The sequence below is a fragment of the Eggerthella sp. 1_3_56FAA genome (assembly GCF_000185625.1).
Lineage (GTDB): Bacteria > Actinomycetota > Coriobacteriia > Coriobacteriales > Eggerthellaceae > Eggerthella > Eggerthella lenta.
On sequence record NZ_GL622580.1, the window covers coordinates 68,104 to 87,712 of the forward strand.

Annotated in this window: 17 protein-coding genes; 6 read left to right on the forward strand and 11 right to left on the reverse strand. The window is 63.2% G+C overall.

Annotated elements, in window-relative coordinates; translation table 11 throughout:
- Nucleotides 1-111 precede the first annotated feature (111 nt).
- The gene (locus tag HMPREF1023_RS05730; RefSeq protein WP_009305246.1) at nucleotides 112-873 is read left to right on the forward strand and encodes an Hsp70 family protein; all 762 of its coding nucleotides are present in this window, start codon (nucleotides 112-114) and stop codon (nucleotides 871-873) included.
- A 301-nt stretch (nucleotides 874-1,174) separates the two neighbouring features.
- Here the strand turns inward: HMPREF1023_RS05730 and HMPREF1023_RS05735 are convergent, their stop codons facing one another.
- Nucleotides 1,175-2,449, reverse strand: coding sequence for an MFS transporter (locus HMPREF1023_RS05735; protein WP_035578657.1), 1,275 nt, complete (start codon nucleotides 2,447-2,449; stop codon nucleotides 1,175-1,177).
- A gap of 152 nt (nucleotides 2,450-2,601) precedes the next feature.
- The gene (locus HMPREF1023_RS05740; RefSeq protein WP_009305248.1) at nucleotides 2,602-3,846 is read right to left on the reverse strand and encodes a CoA transferase; all 1,245 of its coding nucleotides are present in this window, start codon (nucleotides 3,844-3,846) and stop codon (nucleotides 2,602-2,604) included.
- Nucleotides 3,847-4,105: 259 nt separating this feature from the next.
- On the opposite strand from HMPREF1023_RS05740, the gene HMPREF1023_RS05745 reads away from it, so the two are divergent.
- Together HMPREF1023_RS05745 and HMPREF1023_RS05750 are read left to right on the forward strand one after the other, a co-directional pair.
- Complete coding sequence (locus HMPREF1023_RS05745; protein ID WP_009305249.1) at nucleotides 4,106-4,912, forward strand: gamma-glutamyl-gamma-aminobutyrate hydrolase family protein; 807 nt, start codon at nucleotides 4,106-4,108, stop codon at nucleotides 4,910-4,912.
- A gap of 363 nt (nucleotides 4,913-5,275) precedes the next feature.
- A complete protein-coding gene (locus tag HMPREF1023_RS05750) occupies nucleotides 5,276-6,388 on the forward strand; it encodes a 3-oxoacyl-ACP synthase III family protein (protein WP_009305250.1) in 1,113 nt (370 codons plus the stop codon).
- A 113-nt stretch (nucleotides 6,389-6,501) separates the two neighbouring features.
- Here HMPREF1023_RS05750 and HMPREF1023_RS05755 read toward each other — a convergent pair whose 3' ends face one another.
- Together HMPREF1023_RS05755 and HMPREF1023_RS05760 are read right to left on the reverse strand one after the other, a co-directional pair.
- The gene (locus HMPREF1023_RS05755) at nucleotides 6,502-7,095 is read right to left on the reverse strand and encodes a biotin transporter BioY (protein ID WP_009305251.1); all 594 of its coding nucleotides are present in this window, start codon (nucleotides 7,093-7,095) and stop codon (nucleotides 6,502-6,504) included.
- 124 nt (nucleotides 7,096-7,219) lie between these two features.
- Nucleotides 7,220-8,728: an MATE family efflux transporter gene (locus HMPREF1023_RS05760; protein WP_009305252.1), complete on the reverse strand. Its 1,509-nt coding sequence runs from the start codon at nucleotides 8,726-8,728 to the stop codon at nucleotides 7,220-7,222.
- 162 nt (nucleotides 8,729-8,890) lie between these two features.
- Between HMPREF1023_RS05760 and HMPREF1023_RS05765 the strand changes: the two genes are divergently transcribed.
- Complete coding sequence (locus tag HMPREF1023_RS05765) at nucleotides 8,891-9,688, forward strand: MerR family transcriptional regulator (RefSeq protein WP_009609047.1); 798 nt, start codon at nucleotides 8,891-8,893, stop codon at nucleotides 9,686-9,688.
- Nucleotides 9,689-9,759: 71 nt separating this feature from the next.
- Here HMPREF1023_RS05765 and HMPREF1023_RS05770 read toward each other — a convergent pair whose 3' ends face one another.
- The 7 genes from HMPREF1023_RS05770 to HMPREF1023_RS05800 all read right to left on the reverse strand — a co-directional run bounded on the left by HMPREF1023_RS05770 (nucleotide 9,760) and on the right by HMPREF1023_RS05800 (nucleotide 18,294).
- Entirely contained in the window at nucleotides 9,760-10,128 is a 369-nt protein-coding gene (locus HMPREF1023_RS05770) for a cytochrome c3 family protein (protein WP_009609084.1), read from the reverse strand.
- The gene (locus tag HMPREF1023_RS05775; protein WP_009305255.1) at nucleotides 10,125-11,855 is read right to left on the reverse strand and encodes an FAD-binding protein; all 1,731 of its coding nucleotides are present in this window, start codon (nucleotides 11,853-11,855) and stop codon (nucleotides 10,125-10,127) included. The genes HMPREF1023_RS05770 and HMPREF1023_RS05775 overlap by 4 nt, the downstream gene beginning before the upstream one ends.
- Before the next feature lie 130 nt (nucleotides 11,856-11,985).
- Nucleotides 11,986-13,017, reverse strand: a complete 1,032-nt coding sequence (locus HMPREF1023_RS05780) for a biotin--[acetyl-CoA-carboxylase] ligase (protein ID WP_255346933.1) — start codon at nucleotides 13,015-13,017, stop codon at nucleotides 11,986-11,988.
- Nucleotides 13,014-14,321 (reverse strand): dihydropteroate synthase, encoded by a 1,308-nt coding sequence (gene folP / locus HMPREF1023_RS05785; protein WP_009305257.1) that lies wholly within the window; start codon nucleotides 14,319-14,321, stop codon nucleotides 13,014-13,016. Before folP ends, HMPREF1023_RS05780 begins: the two co-directional genes overlap by 4 nt.
- Entirely contained in the window at nucleotides 14,318-16,570 is a 2,253-nt protein-coding gene (gene ftsH, locus HMPREF1023_RS05790) for an ATP-dependent zinc metalloprotease FtsH (protein WP_009609060.1), read from the reverse strand. The genes folP and ftsH overlap by 4 nt, the downstream gene beginning before the upstream one ends.
- Before the next feature lie 148 nt (nucleotides 16,571-16,718).
- Nucleotides 16,719-17,261, reverse strand: a complete 543-nt coding sequence (hpt, locus tag HMPREF1023_RS05795; RefSeq protein WP_009305259.1) for a hypoxanthine phosphoribosyltransferase — start codon at nucleotides 17,259-17,261, stop codon at nucleotides 16,719-16,721.
- A 355-nt stretch (nucleotides 17,262-17,616) separates the two neighbouring features.
- Nucleotides 17,617-18,294, reverse strand: coding sequence for a nucleoside triphosphate pyrophosphatase (locus HMPREF1023_RS05800; protein WP_009305260.1), 678 nt, complete (start codon nucleotides 18,292-18,294; stop codon nucleotides 17,617-17,619).
- Nucleotides 18,295-18,607: 313 nt separating this feature from the next.
- Here HMPREF1023_RS05800 and HMPREF1023_RS05805 point away from each other — a divergent pair, with 313 nt between their 5' ends.
- Entirely contained in the window at nucleotides 18,608-18,991 is a 384-nt protein-coding gene (locus HMPREF1023_RS05805) for a helix-turn-helix domain-containing protein (RefSeq protein WP_009305261.1), read from the forward strand.
- Nucleotides 18,991-19,605, forward strand: coding sequence for a zeta toxin family protein (locus HMPREF1023_RS05810; RefSeq protein WP_009305262.1), 615 nt, complete (start codon nucleotides 18,991-18,993; stop codon nucleotides 19,603-19,605). The genes HMPREF1023_RS05805 and HMPREF1023_RS05810 overlap by 1 nt, the downstream gene beginning before the upstream one ends.
- The last annotated feature ends 4 nt before the right edge of the window (nucleotides 19,606-19,609 follow it).

A 19,609-nucleotide genomic window follows, 5' to 3' on the forward strand; every position in this document is an offset into this window, starting at 1 on the left:
AGCGCCGCCTCCGGGCGACTGCAAGGTTCACCTGCAAATTTGATGCCAACATGGCATGATATTTGCGAGTGGTTGATCGAGACGTACCCGACCGATGCAGAAGGAGCCGTCATGGCGAACAAGGATTCCGACGTCTACAAGAACTTGGTGCGCATCGAAGAGCCGGAGGCGCGCATCCACGTCGATGCGCCCGACGGCGTCCTGCCTTTGGCGCTCAACGTGGAGCTGCCCGGCGGATACGTGTCCGAAGCGGTTCCCAGCGGCGTGCGCCTGCCTCATACCGCAACCGCTATGTTCTCCACGGCCGACTCGTTCCAGCTGGCCGCCGAGTTCCACATCCTCATGGGAAACCGTCCGCTCGCCTGCGACAACATCCCGCTGTGCCGCATCCGCGTGCGCAACATCAAGTGGAGCGGCGCAGGCGTGCCCCAAATCGAGCTTCGCTTCGATATCGACGAAGCGGGCATGCTGACCGTATCGGCCGCGAACCTCGACCGCAGCAACGCCGAGATCGTCGTGTTCACGGCCGGAGACGAAGTGGCCCATGACGACGTCCGGCGGGCGCTGGCCGACGCGGACGAGCATAAGGCCGACGACCAGGCCACGCGCGACCTCATCCAGAAGATGCTCGATTGCTACGCGCTCATCGGCGCGACGAACGACTATTACAGCGCGGCGAAGAAGAAGATGGGGCACGGCGCGAAAAGCGCGTACAAGCAGGCGCGCAAGCGCCTGGAACAGGCCCTGAGCGTGGACGTGGCCGATGCGACCGACGACACGACGACCGAGTTGCACGCCGCCGAAGCCGCCTTCCGCGACCAGCGCCAGCAGATCCTCCCCCTCTACAAGCAGGTCATGGACTGGTACCGGTAAGGCGTCCGGCGCCTCATAAATCGGGCATGCGAGAACGTCCTGGAAGGGAATCCCATTCCAGGACGTTTTTCCAATTGTGAGACTTGAGGGTTTTTCGTTGTGAGACTTGAGGACTTTTCATTGTGAGACTTGAGGGTTTCGCATCATCCTAAGCAAGCCCAGCGGAAGCATTGTCGCCCCAAAAACACAGAATTGTCGACGAAACCGTGTTTTTGGGGCGACAATGTTCGCTACACGCCCCCGCAACGCAAGCGGGCCGCCCGAGGGCGGCCCGCTGTGCGATTCGCGTTTGCGGTCGAGCTTACTTCTTCGCCCAGGAGCGACGGCCCATGGGGACGATCACGAGCGAGCAGATGAGCGTCACCACGTAGAAGCCGATGATGAGGTAGAAGCAGCCGGCGAACGATCCGGTGATGTCGAAGATCTGCGCGTAGATGAGCGCCGAGAAGCCGGAGAACACGTTGAGGCCGGTGGCCACCATCGAGAAGATGTTGGCGTAGTCCTTCTGGCCGAACGCCTGGCGGCACGCCATGGGCGGCACGATGTTGAGCGCGGCGAAGCCGATGCCGAACAGGAACACGCCCACGTAGAACATCATGGCGTTATCGACGCTGAACAGCACGATGGCGATGCCGGCGGCGCCGAAGATGCTGGCGACCACGCCGGAGACGCGGGCGCCCGTATGGTCGCACAGCCACCCCAGACCGAACTTGCCGAACAGCTGGCCGATCATGCACACGGTCACGCCCATGGCGCCCACGGCCGCGCCCAGCGCGCCGGTGGAAGCGTAGGACGAGAACTGCTGCATCATGCCGGCGGCGATGACGAAGAAGCCCGCCATGACGATGAGCAGCCACAGCGCCGGGTTCTTGCGAGCCTGCGCGGCCGTAGCGCCTTCGTCAGCAGCGACGTCGATGACGGACTTGGCCTCGGACTTCGCGGACGCAACCTCGGCGGCGCCGTAGCCCCAGGGCAGCACGCCCATCTTCTCGGGAGACTCGCGCAGCAGCGCGGCGGTCAGCACGACGGACGCGATGAGCGCGATCAAGCTGATGATGATACGGGCGGTATGCCAGCCATAGCCGCTGATCCAGCCCTGGATGACCGGGCTCATGAACGCGCCCAGCAGCGATGCGCACACGCCGATGACGCCGATGACGGTGCCGTTGCTCTTAGCGAACCAACGGTTGATGAACGTCGGCGTGGCGATGTACATCCAGAACGCGGCGGACGCGCCGTACAGCACGCCGTACACGTTCCACTGCCACGGCTCGGTAAACCAAGCGCAGGCAAGCGATGCCAAGCCGAAAACGGCGGCCGCGGCGGTCATCACCCAGCGAGGGTTGAACTTGGAAATGAGCTTGCCGGCGAACGGCGTGCAGATGGCCGCCACCCACGGCTGGATGGACATGTACAGCGTCGCGTCGGTGCGCGACCAGCCGAACTCTTCCATGACGGGCGATGCGAACAAACCGGCCTGGTTCGCCACGACGCCCAAGGGGATGGCGTAGAAGGCTACGCAGGCGATGGCGATCGCCCATGCGTAGTTGCTGCCCTTCATTGTTTCAGTTCCCATAGTGCCTCCTTTGTTTTACCTGAGAATCCCCAACGCCATAGCGATATGCAAAATCCGTGCCATCGTTAGGGCGCCAGAGGGTTCCCCTCTCTTTTCTCGCGGCGGCACGGCCCCTGCTCGAACGCGCCGGGACCGCGCCGTCCGCCGTCGAGCTACTCGCCCTTGCGCAGCACCCCCTTCTCGTACAGCAGCTCGATCTCCTTTTCCGAATAGCCGAATTCCTCGAGCACGTCCTGCGTGTCGGCGTCGTACTTCGCCCCTCCGCGCACGATCTTGCCGGGATGCTTCTTGAAGCGCGGGATCATGTTCACCTGCTTGACCGTCTTCTGCGTGATCTCGTCGTAGCAGTCGACGAACACCTCGCGCGCCTGGTAATGCGGGTCGTTCAGCATCATCTCGTAGGTCATATGGGGGCTCACCGCCACGCCCATCTGGCCGAAGATGCGGTTGACCTCCTCAACCGTGTGCTTCTCGCACCAGCTGTCCAGCGCGGCGCGGAACTTCGCAGCGCGGTCGGGCAGCGGCTCGTCCAGGCTCTTGCAGCCGGGCTTGCGCGTGATGGAGGGGTAGGTACCCAGCGGCTGGAAGTCGGGATCGTCGGCGAACCCGAAGAACTCGACGAGCTTCTTCACCGGGCCGGCGCCGCCCACGGCTACCTGGCAGTAGCCGTCCTTGCACTTCTGCGCGCCGGCGCACGCGCCCACGAGGTCTTCGTTGCCGATGCGCATGGGCTGTATGCCGTGGTTGATGCCGTCGGACAGCGTGGCGCCCTGCAGGCGCACGAGCGCCTCGAACTGGCAGCAGTCGATGGACTCGCCTTCGCCCGTCTCGCGCGCGCGGATGACAGCGGCAAGCGTGGCCCAAGCACCCATGAGACCGGTCATGAAGTCGCCGGTGAAGGGCTTCGTCACGCTGGGCGGGCTGTCGGGGAAGCCGTTGAGGTTCGAATAGCCCGAGAACGCCTGGCCGATGGGGTCGAACGACGCCTTGCGCACGTAGTCCGGGTCGCCCCAGTTGCCGAAACCGGAAATATGCAAGATGACCAGCGCAGGGTTCGCCTCCCACAGCACCTCGTCGGTAAGGCCCCACTTCTCCCAGGTACCGCCCTTCGACGACTCCACCAGCACGTCGGCCCACTTCACCATCTGCAGCAGGATCTCCTTGCCCTCGGGCGAGGGGATGTTCAGCGTGATCATGCGCTGGTTGCGACGGTCGACCGACCATGCGTCGCCGTACATGCGGTACATGTCGGGCGCCACCGTGCTTTCCAGCTCGATGACGTCGGCGCCTTGCTCGGCGAACAGCTCGCAGACGAACGGCGCCGCGATGACCGCGCCGGCGTTGAGCACCTTCAAGTTCTGCAAGTTGCCGAACTTGGGGCGATCCGATGACTTCATATGCGTTCCTCCTTGTGTCCTGATCCCGTATCGTGCGTCGTCCGCGCGGGGCGGGGCGACAACCGTCTCTGGCCTTCGACTTAGCAACTAGCGTGCCAATCTTTCGCTGCCGCTGTTCTCTTCTTACGCCGCCGGCATCCCGCTATCCTCGCCCCCTACCCTTTGCTTTTACTTTTGTGGATTCCTCGCGCGTCGACTCTCGACGGGACGCTTTTTCGTATGCTGCTGGCAGGAAGACGACGACCGGAGGGCGAGCGACATGATCATCGGCATCACCACCACGTACGTTGAAGAGGAGCAGAAGGACGAGATCGTCCCCGTCGAGCGCGTGACGGTGGAATACGTGCGACGAGTGGCCGCCGCCGGCGCCGTGCCCGTGCTGCTGCCGCCCGTGGAGGGCGGCGCGGATGCGAACCGTCGAGCGGCGCGCGAACTGGTAGAACGCCTGGACGGCCTGGTGCTGGCCGGCGGCGGGGACCTCAACCCGGCGACGTACGGCGACGAAGCGCGCCTGGCCGAAACCGTGAACGTGTTCGATGGACGCGATGCCCTGGAGCTGGAGTTGGCGCGCCTTGCCCACGAGCGCGATCTGCCCACGCTGGGCATCTGCCGCGGCATGCAGGTGCTCAACGTGGCGCTGGGCGGCGCGCTGTACCAGGACGTGCACGCCTGCGGGCTCACCGACGCGGCGCATCAGCAGAAGCCTCCCTACGACGTCGTGCGCCAGCGTGTCGACATCGCGCCGGGCAGCGTGCTGGACCGGGTGCTGTGCGACGGCGCGGGCGAGGGCATGGTACCAGGCTGCAAGACGGGATGGCCCGCATCGCTCGAAACGAGCTGGGAGGGCATCGCGCCTGCGCCGCATTCGCTGCTGGTGAACACGATGCACCACCAGGCGATCGCCTGCGTGGCCGACCCGCTGCAGGTGAGCGCGGTCAGCGGCGACGGTCTGGTCGAGGGTTTGGAGGACCCATCGCGGCGCTTCTACCTCGGCGTGCAGTGGCATCCTGAGTACCTCGACGACAACGCCCCGCTGTTCGAAGCCCTGGTTGCCGCCGCGAAGTAGCACGCCCGCTCGGCCTCTTGATAGGGCGAGCGAAAAAGTGGGCGCAAAGGGGCAGCCATGACAATTTCTTCGAAGCTTTCGAACGTCTTGCACTGAGGCATCGACAATACGATCGCTATATGCCCAGGTCGGAAAATCTTGGGACCATTACTGCATGAGTTTGCCATGGATAACATTGTCATGGGTACCGGTTCGCGCCCACGTCGGCGCACCGCCCATCCATGCTTGGCACGCATCGCCCGCCCTTTGTGAAGGTCGCTTGGGTTTCGCACACGGGATGGCGGGCGCTTGCTATAATCCATTTAGTTTGATTATCAAAGCATTGAAGGCGCGCCTCGAAAGCGCGGCCAAGGACGGAGCAGCATGGGCAGCACGATCATCGGATGCGGAAAGTCCCTCCCGAAGCTGGAAGTGGCCAACGACGAGCTGAAAGCGCTCGTCGACACGAACGACGAATGGATCAGCACGCGCACGGGCATCAGATCGCGCCACGTTGCCGTCGAGGAAACCGCTACCGATCTGGCCGAAGCCGCTGCCCGCCAAGCGCTGGGTCTTGCCGACGGCGGCTGGCGCGAGGGCGACGAGGCCATCGACCCCGCTTCCATCGACCTCGTCATCTACGCCACCATCACGCCCGACGTGCTGGTGCCTTCGGCCGCCGGGCTGCTGCGCCGCCGCCTTGGTCTCGAGAACGCCATTGCGTTCGACCTGAACGCCGCCTGCACGGGCTTCGTGTACGGCCTGACCGTGGCCGAGTGCATGATGGCCGGTTCGACCGCCGGAGCGCCCGGTGCCGCGGGCCGCAACCCCGTTCGCCGCGCGCTCGTGGTGGGAGCCGAGCGCCTGACGCGCGTGACGGGCTGGAGCGACCGCAACACCTGCGTGCTGTTCGGCGACGGCGCTGGCGCGGCGGTGCTGGAGTGGAACGAGAACCGACCTGGCATCATGAGCAGCTTCATCACGAACGCCGACGACGACACGAACGCGCTCACCTGCTCGTTTGCCTACGACGCCCCGTTGCCGTTCGACATCGACGGCGCGTCGCCCGAAGCCCCCGAAGACGCATCGCTCTCCCGTATCGATGCCGAGCTGGGCATTACCGAATTCGTCGACGCGGGCGAACCGCGCCAGGTATTGCGCATGGACGGCCCCAAGGTGTTCAAGTTCGCCGCCGAGGCCATGACCACGGCCGTGCACGAGGCGCTCGACCGCGCAAACCTCACGCTGGATGACGTCGCCTGCATCGTGCCCCACCAGGCGAACGAGCGCATCATCAAGTACGCCGCCAAGAAGCTGGGGCGCCCGATGGATTTCTTCCAGCTGTCCATCGACCACACTGGCAACACGTCGGCCGCCAGCCTGCCTATGGCTCTATGCGACGCGTACAACGCCGGCCGCATCAGGCGCGGCGACAAGGTGGTGCTCGTCGCATTCGGCGGCGGCTTCACCTCCGGCGCGGTGCTGCTGGAAGCGTAAATCAGCAAGCGAGCATGGCAGAGGGATGAGATATCGACCACGTCCCTCTGCCATCGATCACCAAACGAAACGGGCGCCCGAAGGCGCCCGTTTCGTTTGGTGATCGATGTTTCCTACCGCTTGGGCAGAGCTCGAAGCACAGCGCGAGCGCATAGCACAGCGGCCACCGCCTTCAGCAAGTCGGGCACGGCGAAGGGCGCGATGGTCACCATGAAAGCTGCCGCCAAATCGACGCCTACCACAGCAGCGTACTGGAAGCATCCGCACACGTACGTCACGATGATGAACGCCAAGCAGGCCACCATGTCGACCACGATCGCCATCGGACCCGAAACCCCCTTCTCGCCTATCGCACGCCTCAGACCCTCGCGAACGAGCAGCGCAACCGCCGCAGCCAGCAGAAATCCCCACAGGTATCCGCCCGTCGGTCCCATCAACATGCCGATACCGCCGCGCATGCCTGAGAACATCGGCAAACCGATAGCTCCTAGCGCCAGGTAGCCGGCGATAGAAGCCATGCACTGCTTCGGCGTGAGCACCATAATTGCGAACATGACCGCGAACATCTGCAGCGTCAGCATCACCGGCCCGATCGGGATGGACACCCATGCGGACACGCCCAAAAGGGCGATAGTCAACGCGACGAACGCGATCGAGCGCGTGCGCGATGTCCCCATAGAACCCTGTTTCACCTTGTTTGCTTCCATGCTCCGCTCCTCTTCCAGGACGATCCTTCGTTTTCAGCAGCCTCGCACTATAAGCAAACCCCGCAGTTTTGTGAACCGCGGGGTTTAAGCAAGGGTGACAATCTGGATGCGCGATACGAGCGGCTTAGAACTTCGCTTTCAGTTCTCCGCTCTCGAGCTTCTTCAAGCGTCCCATCTCTAAGACGATGAACACCACCGTGGTGAAGATGGCCAGGAAGTCGGCCGCGGGGGTGGCGAAGTACAGCGCGTCGAGGCTGACGAACTGCGGGAACCAGCTGGGCAGCACCATCGGCAGCACGATGAGCAGCGGCACCAGGAACAGTATCTGGCGCGTCAGCGACAAGAAGATGGACTTGAGCGGCTGCCCGGTTGCCTGGAAGTAATTCGAGCCCACGATCTGGAAGCCGATGAAGGGCAGCATGAGCAGTTGCACCTTGAGGGCGAACACCGTGAAGTCGCGCAGCGATTCGTTCGTGATGCCGAAGAACCCGACGATTTGCTCGGGGAATAGATGCACGAGCGCCCACAGCGCCAAACCGATGCCCGTCGCCCCGAAGATGCCGTACCATAGCGTCTTCTTCACGCGCTCGAACAGGTGCGCGCCGTAGTTGAAGCCCAGCAGCGGTTGGATGGCGATGGACACGCCGATCAGCGGCAGCACCGCGAACATGGCCACGCGCTGCACCACGCCGATAGACGCGAGCGCCCCCTCGGCCCCCAGCGGGCTCATGGCGCCGTACATGTTCAGCAGATTGTTCAGCACGAAGTTCACCACGGCCATGCCCGCCTGTACGGCGAAGCTGGCCAGACCCAGCGACAGAATCAGCCGCACCGTGCGCAGATGCAGCGGCAGGTAGTGCAGATGCAGCTTCATGGGCACGTTCTTCGTAACGATGAAGTACCACAGCACCGTGGCGCACGAGATGGCCTGGCCGCACACCGTGGCCAGCGCGCTGCCCTGCACGCCCCAGCCCAGCACCATGACGAACAGGAAGTTGAACACCGTGCACGATACCGCGCCGATGATCATGGTGCCCAGCGCGCGGTTCGGTGCGCCGGCCGTACGGATGAAGTTGTTCACGCCCATGCCGATGCACTGGAACACGAAGCCCAGCGAGATGATCTGGATGAACGAGCGAGCGTACTCCCAATCCTCCGCCGTGGCGCCCGACACGCCGAGCAGCGCATTGACGCAGGCGGGAATATGCATGAGCACGGCCACGATCACCGCGAACACGAGAGACAAGCACACCGTGTTGCCCAGGCTGCGCTCGGCCTCCACCCGGTTGCCCTCGCCCATGCGCAGCGCCGCCAGCGCGTTGCCGCCGTTGCCCACGAGCATGGCGATAGCCATGAACACCGTCATGATGGGCATGGCCACCGTGGCGGTGGCAAGGCCGATCTCTCCCATGGCCTGCCCCAGGAAGACGGAGTCGATGACGTTGTACGCACCGTTGACCAGCATGCCCAGGATAGAAGGGATGGCGAATTCCACGATAAGCCGCGGAATGGACGCCGTACCCATGCGGCTGACTTTATCGTCGCGGCCCGTGCGCTTCGGATCTTTGCCGATCGGCGCTCCGGCACGTTCTTCACTGAGGTCGAGAGAGGGGTTCGTTGCTTCTGATTCCATGAGTTCGCCGCTGCCTTTCGAGCTTCTCCAATTTCGAGGAACGGCACATTGTAACCCATCTTTTCGCCGCCGCACAGCCTGGAAATCGGATACACCGTAAAGCCGCACCGCGTATGCTATATTGGAGCAACATCGCCACGTTACATGGAGAACAGGGGAAGCATGTACCGGATGAAGGAATTCTCGGCCATGACAGGCCTGCCGCAATCGAAGATCCGTTTCTACGAGAAGCACGGCTTGATTCTCTCGGATCGTCAGGAAAACGGTTACCGAGTATTCACCCCCGAAGATGCCTTCAAATCAAACGCATTTCGTGTGCTGCTGCAATACGGGTTCAGCATCGATGAAGCGGTCGCTATGCTCGACGCGAAACAAGGCACAGAAGAGTTCGAGCGGTCACTGCTGCATCAACAAGAAAAGCTCATGCACGAAGCCGACCTGATCGCGTACCGACTAAGACGGCTTGAAAGCACCCTTGGCGCGATACAGTCTGAACCTGGTTTAGAGTTCGAACTGGTGGATGCCGCCGATCAGGTGTACATCAACTCTTCATACGGACGAGACTTCCATGTCTCGCTCGAGCACGAGAAAACGATCTCGCAGTATTACAACCTTCTGAGCATCACCAGCTGTGCACGCATCATCAAGCGAGACGACCTGCTGGACAACCGCCCAACGGTCAACCCCGACTATGTCATGACCATGCCCGAACACGAGAGCTACCGCCTTGACGAAGGGGCGCGAAAGCAGGTAAAGCGCCTCTGCTTGGGAAAATGCATTCGCTTTAGAAGACAAGCGACCCGAACGGAAAGCGTGCAGAAGGAAACGTTCACGAGCCTGTTCGAACACCTCGACAGCCACGGTTATCGAGTGAGGAACGACATCATCCTCTTCCCCTCCTTCCTCAATCTCGACGGATTCGGAAGCGACATCGAAACTCTGTACGTGCCCGTCAGCTGAAGTGCATAAGGAAAGGGCTTCGGCGCAGCGAACGCGACGAAGCCCTTCAAGGGAGGGAAAGAACCGCGTTGCTAGTACAGCACCTCTTCGTCAGGCGCGTACACATGGCAGTTCTCGCAGTAGTTGAACGTGATCTCTTTGTCCTTCTCGTGGCAGTTCACGCATGCATTGTAGCCGCCGTGCAGGGAATCATGCGGATTCCAATCACCCAGGTCAGCAGTGCGCTCGGCAAGCGCTTCGTAGCTACCGCCATGGCAGCTGAGACACTGCTCGTCGGAAACGTAGGCGCCCGCCTCGCTCGACACCGTTTGGGTCTTCGTACCCTCGCTCGACCCGGAATCGGCCTGTTGCGGCGCACAACCCGCTATCGCGAACACCGCCACCAACGCAACCGCCACGAGGGCAATCATAATGTCCAGACGCAAGGTAGACCGACTCATGCCTGGCCTCCTTTCAACATATGCTCTACCGCCACGTAGCCGAACGTCGCCGCACGACCCACCGACGTGCCGGGAATATGGCGCGGGTAGTTGCCTGCGTAGAAGTTGCCCGACACGTTGCCCGTGGCATAGAGTCCTTCAATAACCTTGCCGTCCTTGTCCAGCACCTGGGTGTCGCCGTTGATGGTGAGGCCGCCCACCGTGGCAAGGATGACGCTGTTCGTGACCAAGGCATAGTACGTCTCACCCGTGAAAGGCTTGTTGTTGCCCGTGTAACGGTAGTAGTCGGGGTCGCGCTCCAAGCCGTCCTCGAAGAAGCTGTTGTAGCGCGCCACCGTTTCCTCAAGGGCGGCGGCGTCGATGCCCGCCTTAGACGCTAGCTCGCCCAAGGACGAAGCGCGGAACAGATGGCCCTTGGCCTCGTCGCGCTCAAGCTGTTTCTCGGCGCTCGGCTCCTTCTCCAACGCAGAGGCGATCATAGCCTGGTCGAAGATATGGAAACACTGATGGCCGCGGCGCTTCTGCACGTTGATGGCGTTCGACATGTACTGGCGCGCTTGGTTCTCGTTCACAAAGCGCTTGCCCTCTTCGGTGACGATGATCGAGTAGTTCATAGCGCCGGGGAAGTACACGCGCTTCTCGACGAACGTGGACGGGGTGGCGTTGCTGAAGTTCATGACCGGATGCGGCAATGAGTCCATGTCCGCGCCGATACTGAGGCCCATCATGTGGCCGTCGCCTGTGGTTCCCCAGCTGGGATTCCACCACACAGAGGACTCGTAGTCTTCAGGGCGCACCCACGCTTGCATCATCTCAGGGTTCGCGTCGTAGCCGCCCGTGGCCAGCAACACGCCCTTGGATGCGTTGATGCGCACGTATCCGTCGCCGTTCTTAGCGATGCAGCCGATCACACGACCGCCGTCTTCGCGGATGAGCTGCACGGCGGGCATCTCATAGCGAATCTCCAGGTTGTCGTAGGTTTCGGCAACCGCGCGCAGCTCCTTGCACACGTACAGGCCGAACAGCCACGTAGTGCTGACACCCTCGGGCATCTTGAAGTTGACGTAGCTGTCGATGACGGGGAAACCGTTGTAGTTCGGCGCCTGGTCGAACTTGTACAGCTGCCAACCCGAACCACCCTTGTCGAGCATATCCTGCCAGAAATCGGCTACTTCGCCCGACCGGTTCACGTACGTTTCGATGGAGCAGGGGTCGACGCGCCAATCCGCAGCACGGTAGATCTCATCGCGCAGCTGAGCAGGATCGATATCAATCCCCTGCTCCTTTTGGAACTTCGCGCCCACCGCGCCGAAACTCTCCCACGCCGAGCGTCCCTCGGTCATCTTCTCCAACGTGATGACCTTCGCGCCCTCCTCGGCCGCCTTCAAACTGCCCATCAGCCCGCCGATGCCGGCGCCGATGATGAGAACCTCGCACTCCTCGGTAGAGCTGATCTCAGATTCGGCGATATCACGATCCTCGAACGCGATCGGCCCGCGCGGACCGGGAAAATCAGCCTTGCGCAGAGGGCACAGCGACGCATCGTCACCCAGAGCCTTGGAATACTCGTTGCCTGAATCCGTCGCCTCCGTTGATTGCGCATCGGCAGCCCCGTCGTCCGCAAACGCCTTGCCTGCTCCGGGAAACGCGAGCATGCCCGCTGCCGCAGCTCCGGTTAACCCCGCTCCTCTGAGAAAGTCTCGCCGTGACAATCTGGCTTGTTCCATCTCTCCTCCTTTACGTACGTTCCCTCTTGACGCCGCTCAGGGCGCAGGGACAACGGTAGACCCTGAACCATGTCGAGGGTCAAGCAGGAGATTCAAAGAGAACGACGGGCTTTTCGACAGAACGAGCGTGCTACACGAGGTGCGCTTCGCCGGAGGAGATTGCGGTTTCGATGCCGGATTCGCTACGCAGCACGAGACGGCCTTGAGCGTCGACGCCCACAACCGCCCCTTCCGCCAGCAGATTGTCCGCACGATCGACCATGCGAACGTTTTGTCCGTTCAAGCTGGAGTAGGCGTTGAACTCGTCCACAAGCGGTGCGAAGCCGTTGCGCCGCCATACACCGTACAGCGGCGCGAAGGCGGCGAGGAGCGCTTCGAGCACTGCTTCGACAGCGACGGCCGGCGCGGCAACGGAATCCGCGAGGTCGGCCACGTACGCAGGACGATTCTTGCCTCCCACGTCGGGGCGCTTGTCGGGCGGCAGTACGTTCACGCCCACGCCCACGCACACGCCGCCGCCGTGCGCCTCGAGCGAGATGCCGCAAAGCTTCGCGAAATCAGGCGCTCGGCCGTCTCGCGCACTGCAAGCATCGCCTTCGTTGGCACAAAATAACCGCTGTGCACGATTTTTCTGCCCTAATTCCTTCCCAGATTCGGAAAACCCCAGGTCGCGAATTTCGGTTGCTTCAGGAAATCGTGCATAGCGCGCCTTTTGTGCCAGCACCACATCGTTGGGCCATTTGATGCGCACGGCCTCCTCAGCCCGCGCGCCCGCCAGCGCAACGAGTGCGCGGCGCACCGCCATGCCCACAACCAGGCTCAACGTGGGAAGTTCGCGCGGCGCCACCTGGGGGCGCAACAACAGCGAGCAATACAGTCCGCCTTCCGGGCTGGTCCACGAACGACCCTGCCGGCCGTAGCCGGAAACCTGGAGAAGCGCGCGAACCACGAGGCCTTCCGGCTCTCCCGCCTCCAACGCGCGCTTGACTTCGTCGTTCGTCGATGCAACTTCCTCGTGCAGAGCGATGCGAAACGAGAAGCCGCTCGGCGAACCGCCTTCCCCCTCGTTGCCGAATCCAAATTCCGAAACACGCGCATCGCCTTTCCGGAGCGACGAAGAGCCGTCGACGCAAAACGAGGGCACAGAGCGCCCCTTGCTCACAGCCGCACGCTCTTCCCCACCGTAACCCCATCGACGCTAACCGGCACGTCATTGGCAAGCACGTGGCCAGGGAGCAGCTCCAACAGGGGCTGCACTACGAAATCGCGTTCCAGCAGGCGCGGATGCGGCAACGTGAGCACATCGGCGTCCACGACGTACAGCTGGTAGTCGAGGATATCGAGGTCGCACGTGCGCGGACCGTTCTGGATAGCGCGCACACGGCCCAGGCTGTTCTCCACGGCCTGCAGGTAGCCCAGAAGCTCTTTCGGCGGAATACCCGTGCGCAAAAGCACCACGGCGTTCACGAACGAATCTTGGTCGAGGTAGTAGGCCGGCTCGCTCTCGTAAAAGCTGGAGATGTCGACGATCTGCGAATCGGGCAGCGAGCACAGCTCGGTGATGGCCTGGTTGAGCATGGCGATCTTGCCCTCGCGCTCCTCGCCGGGCGAGGCCACCAGCGGGACGTTGCAGCCCATGCCGATGAGCGCATACGGCCGCAACCCCTCCAACGCCGCCACCGTCGCGGCCACGTTATGCGCGCGCACCACGCTGGCTCCCAGCTCGCAGGCCATGAGCGCCTCGGCAGCCGAAACCTCGTCGCGCGCAGAAGGTTCGTCGATGCCGTACGCCCAGCCCAAGAAGCTCTTGCGCGACACCGCCACCATCACCGGGTAGCCCAGACGCACGAACTCTTGGAAGTTGCGCACCAGTTCCAGTGTCTGCGACGGCGTCTTGCCGAAACCGGGGCCGGGGTCGATGCAGATGCGGTCGTGCGCTATGCCCACAGCCTCCAAAGCGGCAGCTTGGTCGCGCAGCCACTCGCGCACGTCGCCCACCACGTCGTCATACGAAGGCGCGTTCTGCATGGTCGAGGGGTCGCCCTGCATGTGCATGACCACCAGCCCGCAGTCGCTGTCGCGCACGACGTCCACCATGGCGGGGTCGCGGAAGCCGGACACGTCGTTCACGATGGCCGCGCCCGCTTCCAAGCACGCGCGCGCAACTTCGGCGTGGCGCGTATCGATGCTCACGCACACATCGCGCTGCGCCAATGCGCGCACCACCGGCAGCACGCGCGCCAGCTCCTCGTCCACGGACACCGGCGCGGCGCCGGGCCGCGTGGACTCGCCGCCCACATCGATTATGCGGGCTCCCTCCTCCGCCATGCGCTCGGCATGAGCCAGCGCGGCATCGAAACCGTCGTGCTGGCCTCCGTCGGAGAAGGAGTCGGGGGTAACGTTGAGAATGCCCATGACGATGGGCATTCTCGTATCGAACTCATAGGTTGCGCAGCGCCAGATCATCGTTCGGTGCCGTCGCCTTTCTGCTCAGGGGCTTGCGGAGCCGGAGCGTCGACAGGCGCCTCGTCCGACGTCGACGAAGCAGATGCGGGCGCATCGTCGCCGTCGCCCTCCGCAGGCTCGCGGTACGGCGGATTCGGATCCTGGTCGCCCGGCTCGACCGGCTCTTCCTTCCAGTTCGGATCGGCCAGATGCTCGTCGCGGGCGCGCGCGGCGGCCTCTTCGGCCTCCTTGCGGGCGTTGATCTCGTCCTCGTGCTTGAGATACTCATCCCACGTGTTGTCCAGCAGGGCAAGGCACGCCTCGCCTTCCACCGTCTCGCGCTCAAGCAGCACGTTGGCCATGAGATCCATCTGCTCGCGATGGCTTGCCAGGATCTCGTAGGCGCGGTCATGCGCGTCCTTCATGATGCGGGCGACCTCGTCATCGATGCGCTTCGCCGTCTCCTCCGAGTAGTCCTGCGTGTTGCCGTAGTCGCGGCCCAGGAACACTTCGTGGTTCGGCTGGCCGAACACCTGCGTGCCCAGCTCGGCGCTCATGCCGTACTGCGTGACGATGGCGCGGGCCATCTTCGTGGCGCGCTCGAGGTCGTTCGATGCGCCCGTGGTGATGTCGTCGCAGAAGATCTCCTCCGCCACGCGGCCGCCCATGAACACGGCCAGCTCGTCGCGCATCTCGCCGAGCGAGTTGAGCACCTTGTCCTCCTTGGGGATGGACAGCGTGTAGCCCAGCGCTCGGCCGCGCGAGATGATCGAGATCTTGTGCACGGGATCGGCGTGCGGAAGCAGGTGGCCGACCAAGGCGTGGCCGCTCTCGTGGTACGCGATGGTGTGCTTCGTCTGTTCGTCCAGCACGCGGCCCTTGCGCTCGGGCCCGGCGATGACGCGCTCCATGGACTCGGACACTTCCTGCTGCGTGATGATCTTCTTGCCGCGACGCGCGGTGAGCAGCGCCGACTCGTTCATGAGGTTGGCCAGGTCGGCACCCGTGAAGCCCGGCGTGAGCTTGGCCACCTTCGACAGGTCGACGTCGCTGCCGATGGGCTTGTCCTTCGAGTGCACCTGCAGGATCTTCTCGCGGCCCTTCACGTCGGGCGCGTCCACCACGATCTGGCGGTCGAAGCGGCCGGGGCGCAGCAGCGCCGGGTCCAGAACGTCGGCGCGGTTCGTAGCGGCGATCAGCACCACCGAGTCGTTGCTCTCGAAGCCGTCCATCTCCACCAGCAGCTGGTTCAGCGTCTGTTCGCGCTCGTCGTGGCCGCCGCCGAGGCCCGTGCCGCGCTGGCGGCCGACAGCGTCGATCTCGTCGATGAAGATAATGGCCGGGCTGGCATCCTTCGCCTGCTGGAACAAGTCGCGCACGCGAGACGCGCCCACGCCGACGAACATCTCGACGAAGTCGGAGCCGGAAATGCTGAAGAACGGCACGCCCGCCTCGCCGGCGACGGCGCGCGCGAGCAGGGTTTTACCAGTGCCCGGAGGGCCCACCAAGAGGCAGCCGCGCGGGATCTTCGCGCCCATGGACTGGTACTTCGCCGGGTTCGCCAAGAAGTCCTTGATCTCCTGCATCTCCTCGACGGCCTCGTCGACGCCGGCCACGTCGGAGAACTTCACGTCGGGGCGCTCCTCGATGGACTTCTTCGTCTTGGCCTTGCCGAAGCTCATCTGCGAGTTGTTCGCCTTCTGCATCTGGTTGAAGAAGAAGAACAGGATGAGGCCGATGATGATGAAGGGCAGCAGCGTGCCGAGCAGCTCCACGAACGGGCTGGGCAGCGCCACCTCGTACGGCACGTTGGGATGCGCCGCCATGAGGTCGCCGAGCGAGCCGCCGTAATAGGTGGACGTGAAGTTGCGCTCCACGCCCAGCGTGGCCCCGTTGATGTCGGTGGTGCCCACGCCGCCGAGCGCCTTGCCCGTCTCGGGGTTCTTCAGCGTGGCCATGCGCGCGTTGAGCGCCTGGAAGGCTTCGTTGAACGCATCGGCGCCCGTGGAACCCGCCGTGATAGCGGGATAGTACGAGCCCGACACCGTGTAGTCGCCGGCGTTGTACACCACCTTCGTCGCGCGATCCTGCTCGACGGCCTGCACGAACTCGGACGTGATCAGACGGTCGGTAGGCTTGGCGCCGGCAGACGACATGTTCAAGAACTGCTGGCCCACGAAGAAAGCCACCAGCATGAACAGGACTACCGATATGATGGTCGTCCTCGGGCTGGGTTGCTGGAACTGCGATTGTTTGTTTTGCTGTGCCATAGCGTTTAACTTTCCTTTTCTCACCGACTCGCGCTGCGAGACGGACAGACCCGCGTGCCCGCCCGTCATCGCATGCGGCCGATGCCGCATACCCTTAGCACGACGCGACTCGGCAACGCCGAACCGGTCGACCGCCAAGATAGCTTCGCTAGTAAATCTCCGGCTTCAAGATGCCGATGTAGGGCAGGTTGCGATACCGCTCCGCATAGTCCAACCCGTAGCCCACGATGAACTCATCGGGGCACTCGAAACCGATATATTTGCAATCGATCTTCGCCTGCGCAAGCGTCTTCTTCCGAAGAAGCGTGGCTACCTCGATGGAAGCCGGTTGACGCGACGACAGGTTTTTCAGCAAGTACGTCAGGGTAAGACCGGAGTCGAGGATGTCCTCGGCCACGATGACGTGACGCCCTTCGATTTGAGACGAGAGGTCTTTCAGGATACGCACCACGCCGGAGCTCTTGGCGCCGTTTCCGTACGACGAGATGGCCATGTAGTCCATTTCGAGCGGAAGCTCGATCTTGCGCGCCAGATCCGCCATGAAGATAGCGGCGCCGCGCAGAACCGAGATCAGGATGATGCCCTCGTCGGCAACGTCGGCGTAATCGCTCGTAATGGCTGCGCCTATCTCGCCTACGCGATCGGCGAGCTGCTTTTCGGTGAACAGGATCTCCGAAATGTCGTTGTGCACGTTCCTAACCTCTATCGTCGCATTTCGCTTCTGCTATCGCCCCTGATCAATCTGCGAGATCAATGGGCGAGAGCGTCACGCTTACCTTGAATTCAGCTAGTGTACCATTGCCTCTCCGGGAAAAGGAGACGATACGGTAACGCCAGCCTGCCTGTCACGATTTTTACATTTCGCAATGGGAACTGGGACGATAGGTTGAAAATGCCATAGGCTGGCGCAGCAAGTCAGCAAGGGCGGTTGCGGCGCGCGGGATCGTGGGGAGAGCGCAGGCGAAGCGCATTTCGATGTGCGAGCCCTCGACTCGACTGAGAGATCGGGCGGCGCAGCCGCCCAGCGTCGAGTCGTTCGCCGTCCGTCAGGACGCCGAACCCGCGAAGTCCGGGAACTCCTCCAGCAAACGACCTACGGGCAGGCCGATGACGGTGTCCATCGCGCCGTCGACGCGCGCCACCAGATCGGCTCCGGCCCCCTGCACGGCATAGGCGCCGGCCTTGTCGAACGACTCGCCCTTGCGCAGATAGTCGACGATCTCTTCGTCGGTCAGCTCGCGGAACGTCACAGCCGAGCGATCGACGAACGTGCGGAAGCCCAGCGAGATGTTCTCGGGCTCGGGCGCGGCCACCATCCATACGGATACAGCCGTCAGCACTTCATGCGTGCGACCCGACAGGCAGCGCAGCATACGCTTCGCGTCGGACAGGCTGACGGGCTTGCCGAATATCTCCCCTTCGCACACCACCATGGTGTCGGCGCCGATGACGGCGGCCATGCCTGTGTAGTCTTCGGCCAGCACCTCCTGCACCACGGCGCCGGCTTTGCGCTCGGCCAGCTTCTTGCACGCCTCGGGCGGATCGGCCAGGAGGTCGGGCTCCAAGGTCTCGTCCACCTCGGACGCGTGCACGACGAAGCGCACGCCGGCGTCTTCGAGCAGCTGCTTGCGACGCGGCGACGCGCTGGCCAGCACGATGTCGAGGGCGGGCATGGGCGTTTCGGCGGGCGCGGCCGCCGGTTGGGTGTTCTGTTCGTTATCCATGCGCGGTATTGTAGCGCAGCGGGCGCAAGCGTTGCACCAAGAGCACGCAGGTTCCACGCGAAGCGCCCAGACGCAAGCGCGGGCAACTCTGACCCCGACCGCAAACTCCTCCCCGATTCTCCCTGCTACACATCTCACCGAATTGTTTCACGTGAAACAATCGTCGCGATGCGCTGCGATAAGAGAACGCGCGTACGCGATATCGTTGAGAACGCATAAGCCGTCCCTCATCGAGTTCAATAATCATTGCGATATCGCAATGATTATTCTATACTCGGATCATATGCCGCTCGCGCAGAACCAAGGAGGTTGCATGCTGTCGGTCGTCGAAAGCGCCGAAATCCTACAGGTCACGCCAACGCGGGTGCGGGCGCTCATCGCACAAGGAGCATTGCCGGCGCAGAAAGTCGGACGCACGTGGACGCTCCGGGAGGAGGACGTGATGCAGCGTGCCGCAACCCGGCCGTCCGCAGGCCGTCCGCGCAAGGCGGACGTTCCGTCCCCTGCAGACGACAGCAAGCCGCACGCAGCAGCAAGCGAGCTCTATCGCGCATGCAAAGACCATCTGGCAGCGTGCCCGAGCGCTGCCGAGATAGCGGCGATCGACGACCCCGAGCAGGCCGCGTTCCGCATCGCCGTCGCCGACTTCTTCCTCCAACGCAAACAGTCGGAGCTCGTTCGCCAAGGGGTCTTCTGATGAGCGAGCAACCGTTCTACGTGGTGTTCGCCGGCGTGAACGGAGCAGGCAAATCCACCCTGTTCCGCAGCGATTTCTGGCACACGGGAGGGATGCCCGCCACCATGGCGCGCGTGAACCCCGACGAAATCCTCCGAGAGCAAGGCGGGGACTGGTCGAACGGCCAGGATCAAGTGGCCGCAGGCAGGATCGCGCTGCGCAGCGTGGACGAGCATCTGGCGGCACGACGCTCGTTCAATCAGGAAACAACGCTGGCCGGCCATCGAGCCCTGCGCACCATGGCCGAAGCACGCGAGAAGGGATACCGCGTGTTCCTGTTCTACATCGGCCTTGCAAACGAGGGCATAGCCCTGCAACGCATCGAACGCCGCGTGCAGGCGGGAGGTCACGATATAGATGAGGCGCTCGTTCGAAAACGGTACCGGGCGTCGCTCGCGAGTCTGAGCAAAGCGCTACCCTACTGCGAGGAGGCGCACGTATTGGACAACACCGTCGCGTTCAAGCGCATCGCCCTGTGGCACCGCAACACGCTCGCTTGGTGGGGCGCGTCGAAGTCAGTAGGAGCATGGCTTCCCGAAGCCATCGCCGACGAATCGCTTTGGAGACGATCGTAGCGCG

Coding starts and splice junctions, on each gene's coding strand:
- HMPREF1023_RS05730 (WP_009305246.1), top strand. CDS start 112: ATGGCGAACAAGGATTCCGACGTCTACAAGAACTTGGTGCGCATCGAA.
- HMPREF1023_RS05735 (WP_035578657.1), bottom strand. CDS start 2,449: ATGGGAACTGAAACAATGAAGGGCAGCAACTACGCATGGGCGATCGCC.
- HMPREF1023_RS05740 (WP_009305248.1), bottom strand. CDS start 3,846: ATGAAGTCATCGGATCGCCCCAAGTTCGGCAACTTGCAGAACTTGAAG.
- HMPREF1023_RS05745 (WP_009305249.1), top strand. CDS start 4,106: ATGATCATCGGCATCACCACCACGTACGTTGAAGAGGAGCAGAAGGAC.
- HMPREF1023_RS05750 (WP_009305250.1), top strand. CDS start 5,276: ATGGGCAGCACGATCATCGGATGCGGAAAGTCCCTCCCGAAGCTGGAA.
- HMPREF1023_RS05755 (WP_009305251.1), bottom strand. CDS start 7,095: ATGGAAGCAAACAAGGTGAAACAGGGTTCTATGGGGACATCGCGCACG.
- HMPREF1023_RS05760 (WP_009305252.1), bottom strand. CDS start 8,728: ATGGAATCAGAAGCAACGAACCCCTCTCTCGACCTCAGTGAAGAACGT.
- HMPREF1023_RS05765 (WP_009609047.1), top strand. CDS start 8,891: ATGTACCGGATGAAGGAATTCTCGGCCATGACAGGCCTGCCGCAATCG.
- HMPREF1023_RS05770 (WP_009609084.1), bottom strand. CDS start 10,128: ATGAGTCGGTCTACCTTGCGTCTGGACATTATGATTGCCCTCGTGGCG.
- HMPREF1023_RS05775 (WP_009305255.1), bottom strand. CDS start 11,855: ATGGAACAAGCCAGATTGTCACGGCGAGACTTTCTCAGAGGAGCGGGG.
- folP (WP_009305257.1), bottom strand. CDS start 14,321: ATGATCTGGCGCTGCGCAACCTATGAGTTCGATACGAGAATGCCCATC.
- ftsH (WP_009609060.1), bottom strand. CDS start 16,570: ATGGCACAGCAAAACAAACAATCGCAGTTCCAGCAACCCAGCCCGAGG.
- HMPREF1023_RS05800 (WP_009305260.1), bottom strand. CDS start 18,294: ATGGATAACGAACAGAACACCCAACCGGCGGCCGCGCCCGCCGAAACG.
- HMPREF1023_RS05805 (WP_009305261.1), top strand. CDS start 18,608: ATGCTGTCGGTCGTCGAAAGCGCCGAAATCCTACAGGTCACGCCAACG.
- HMPREF1023_RS05810 (WP_009305262.1), top strand. CDS start 18,991: ATGAGCGAGCAACCGTTCTACGTGGTGTTCGCCGGCGTGAACGGAGCA.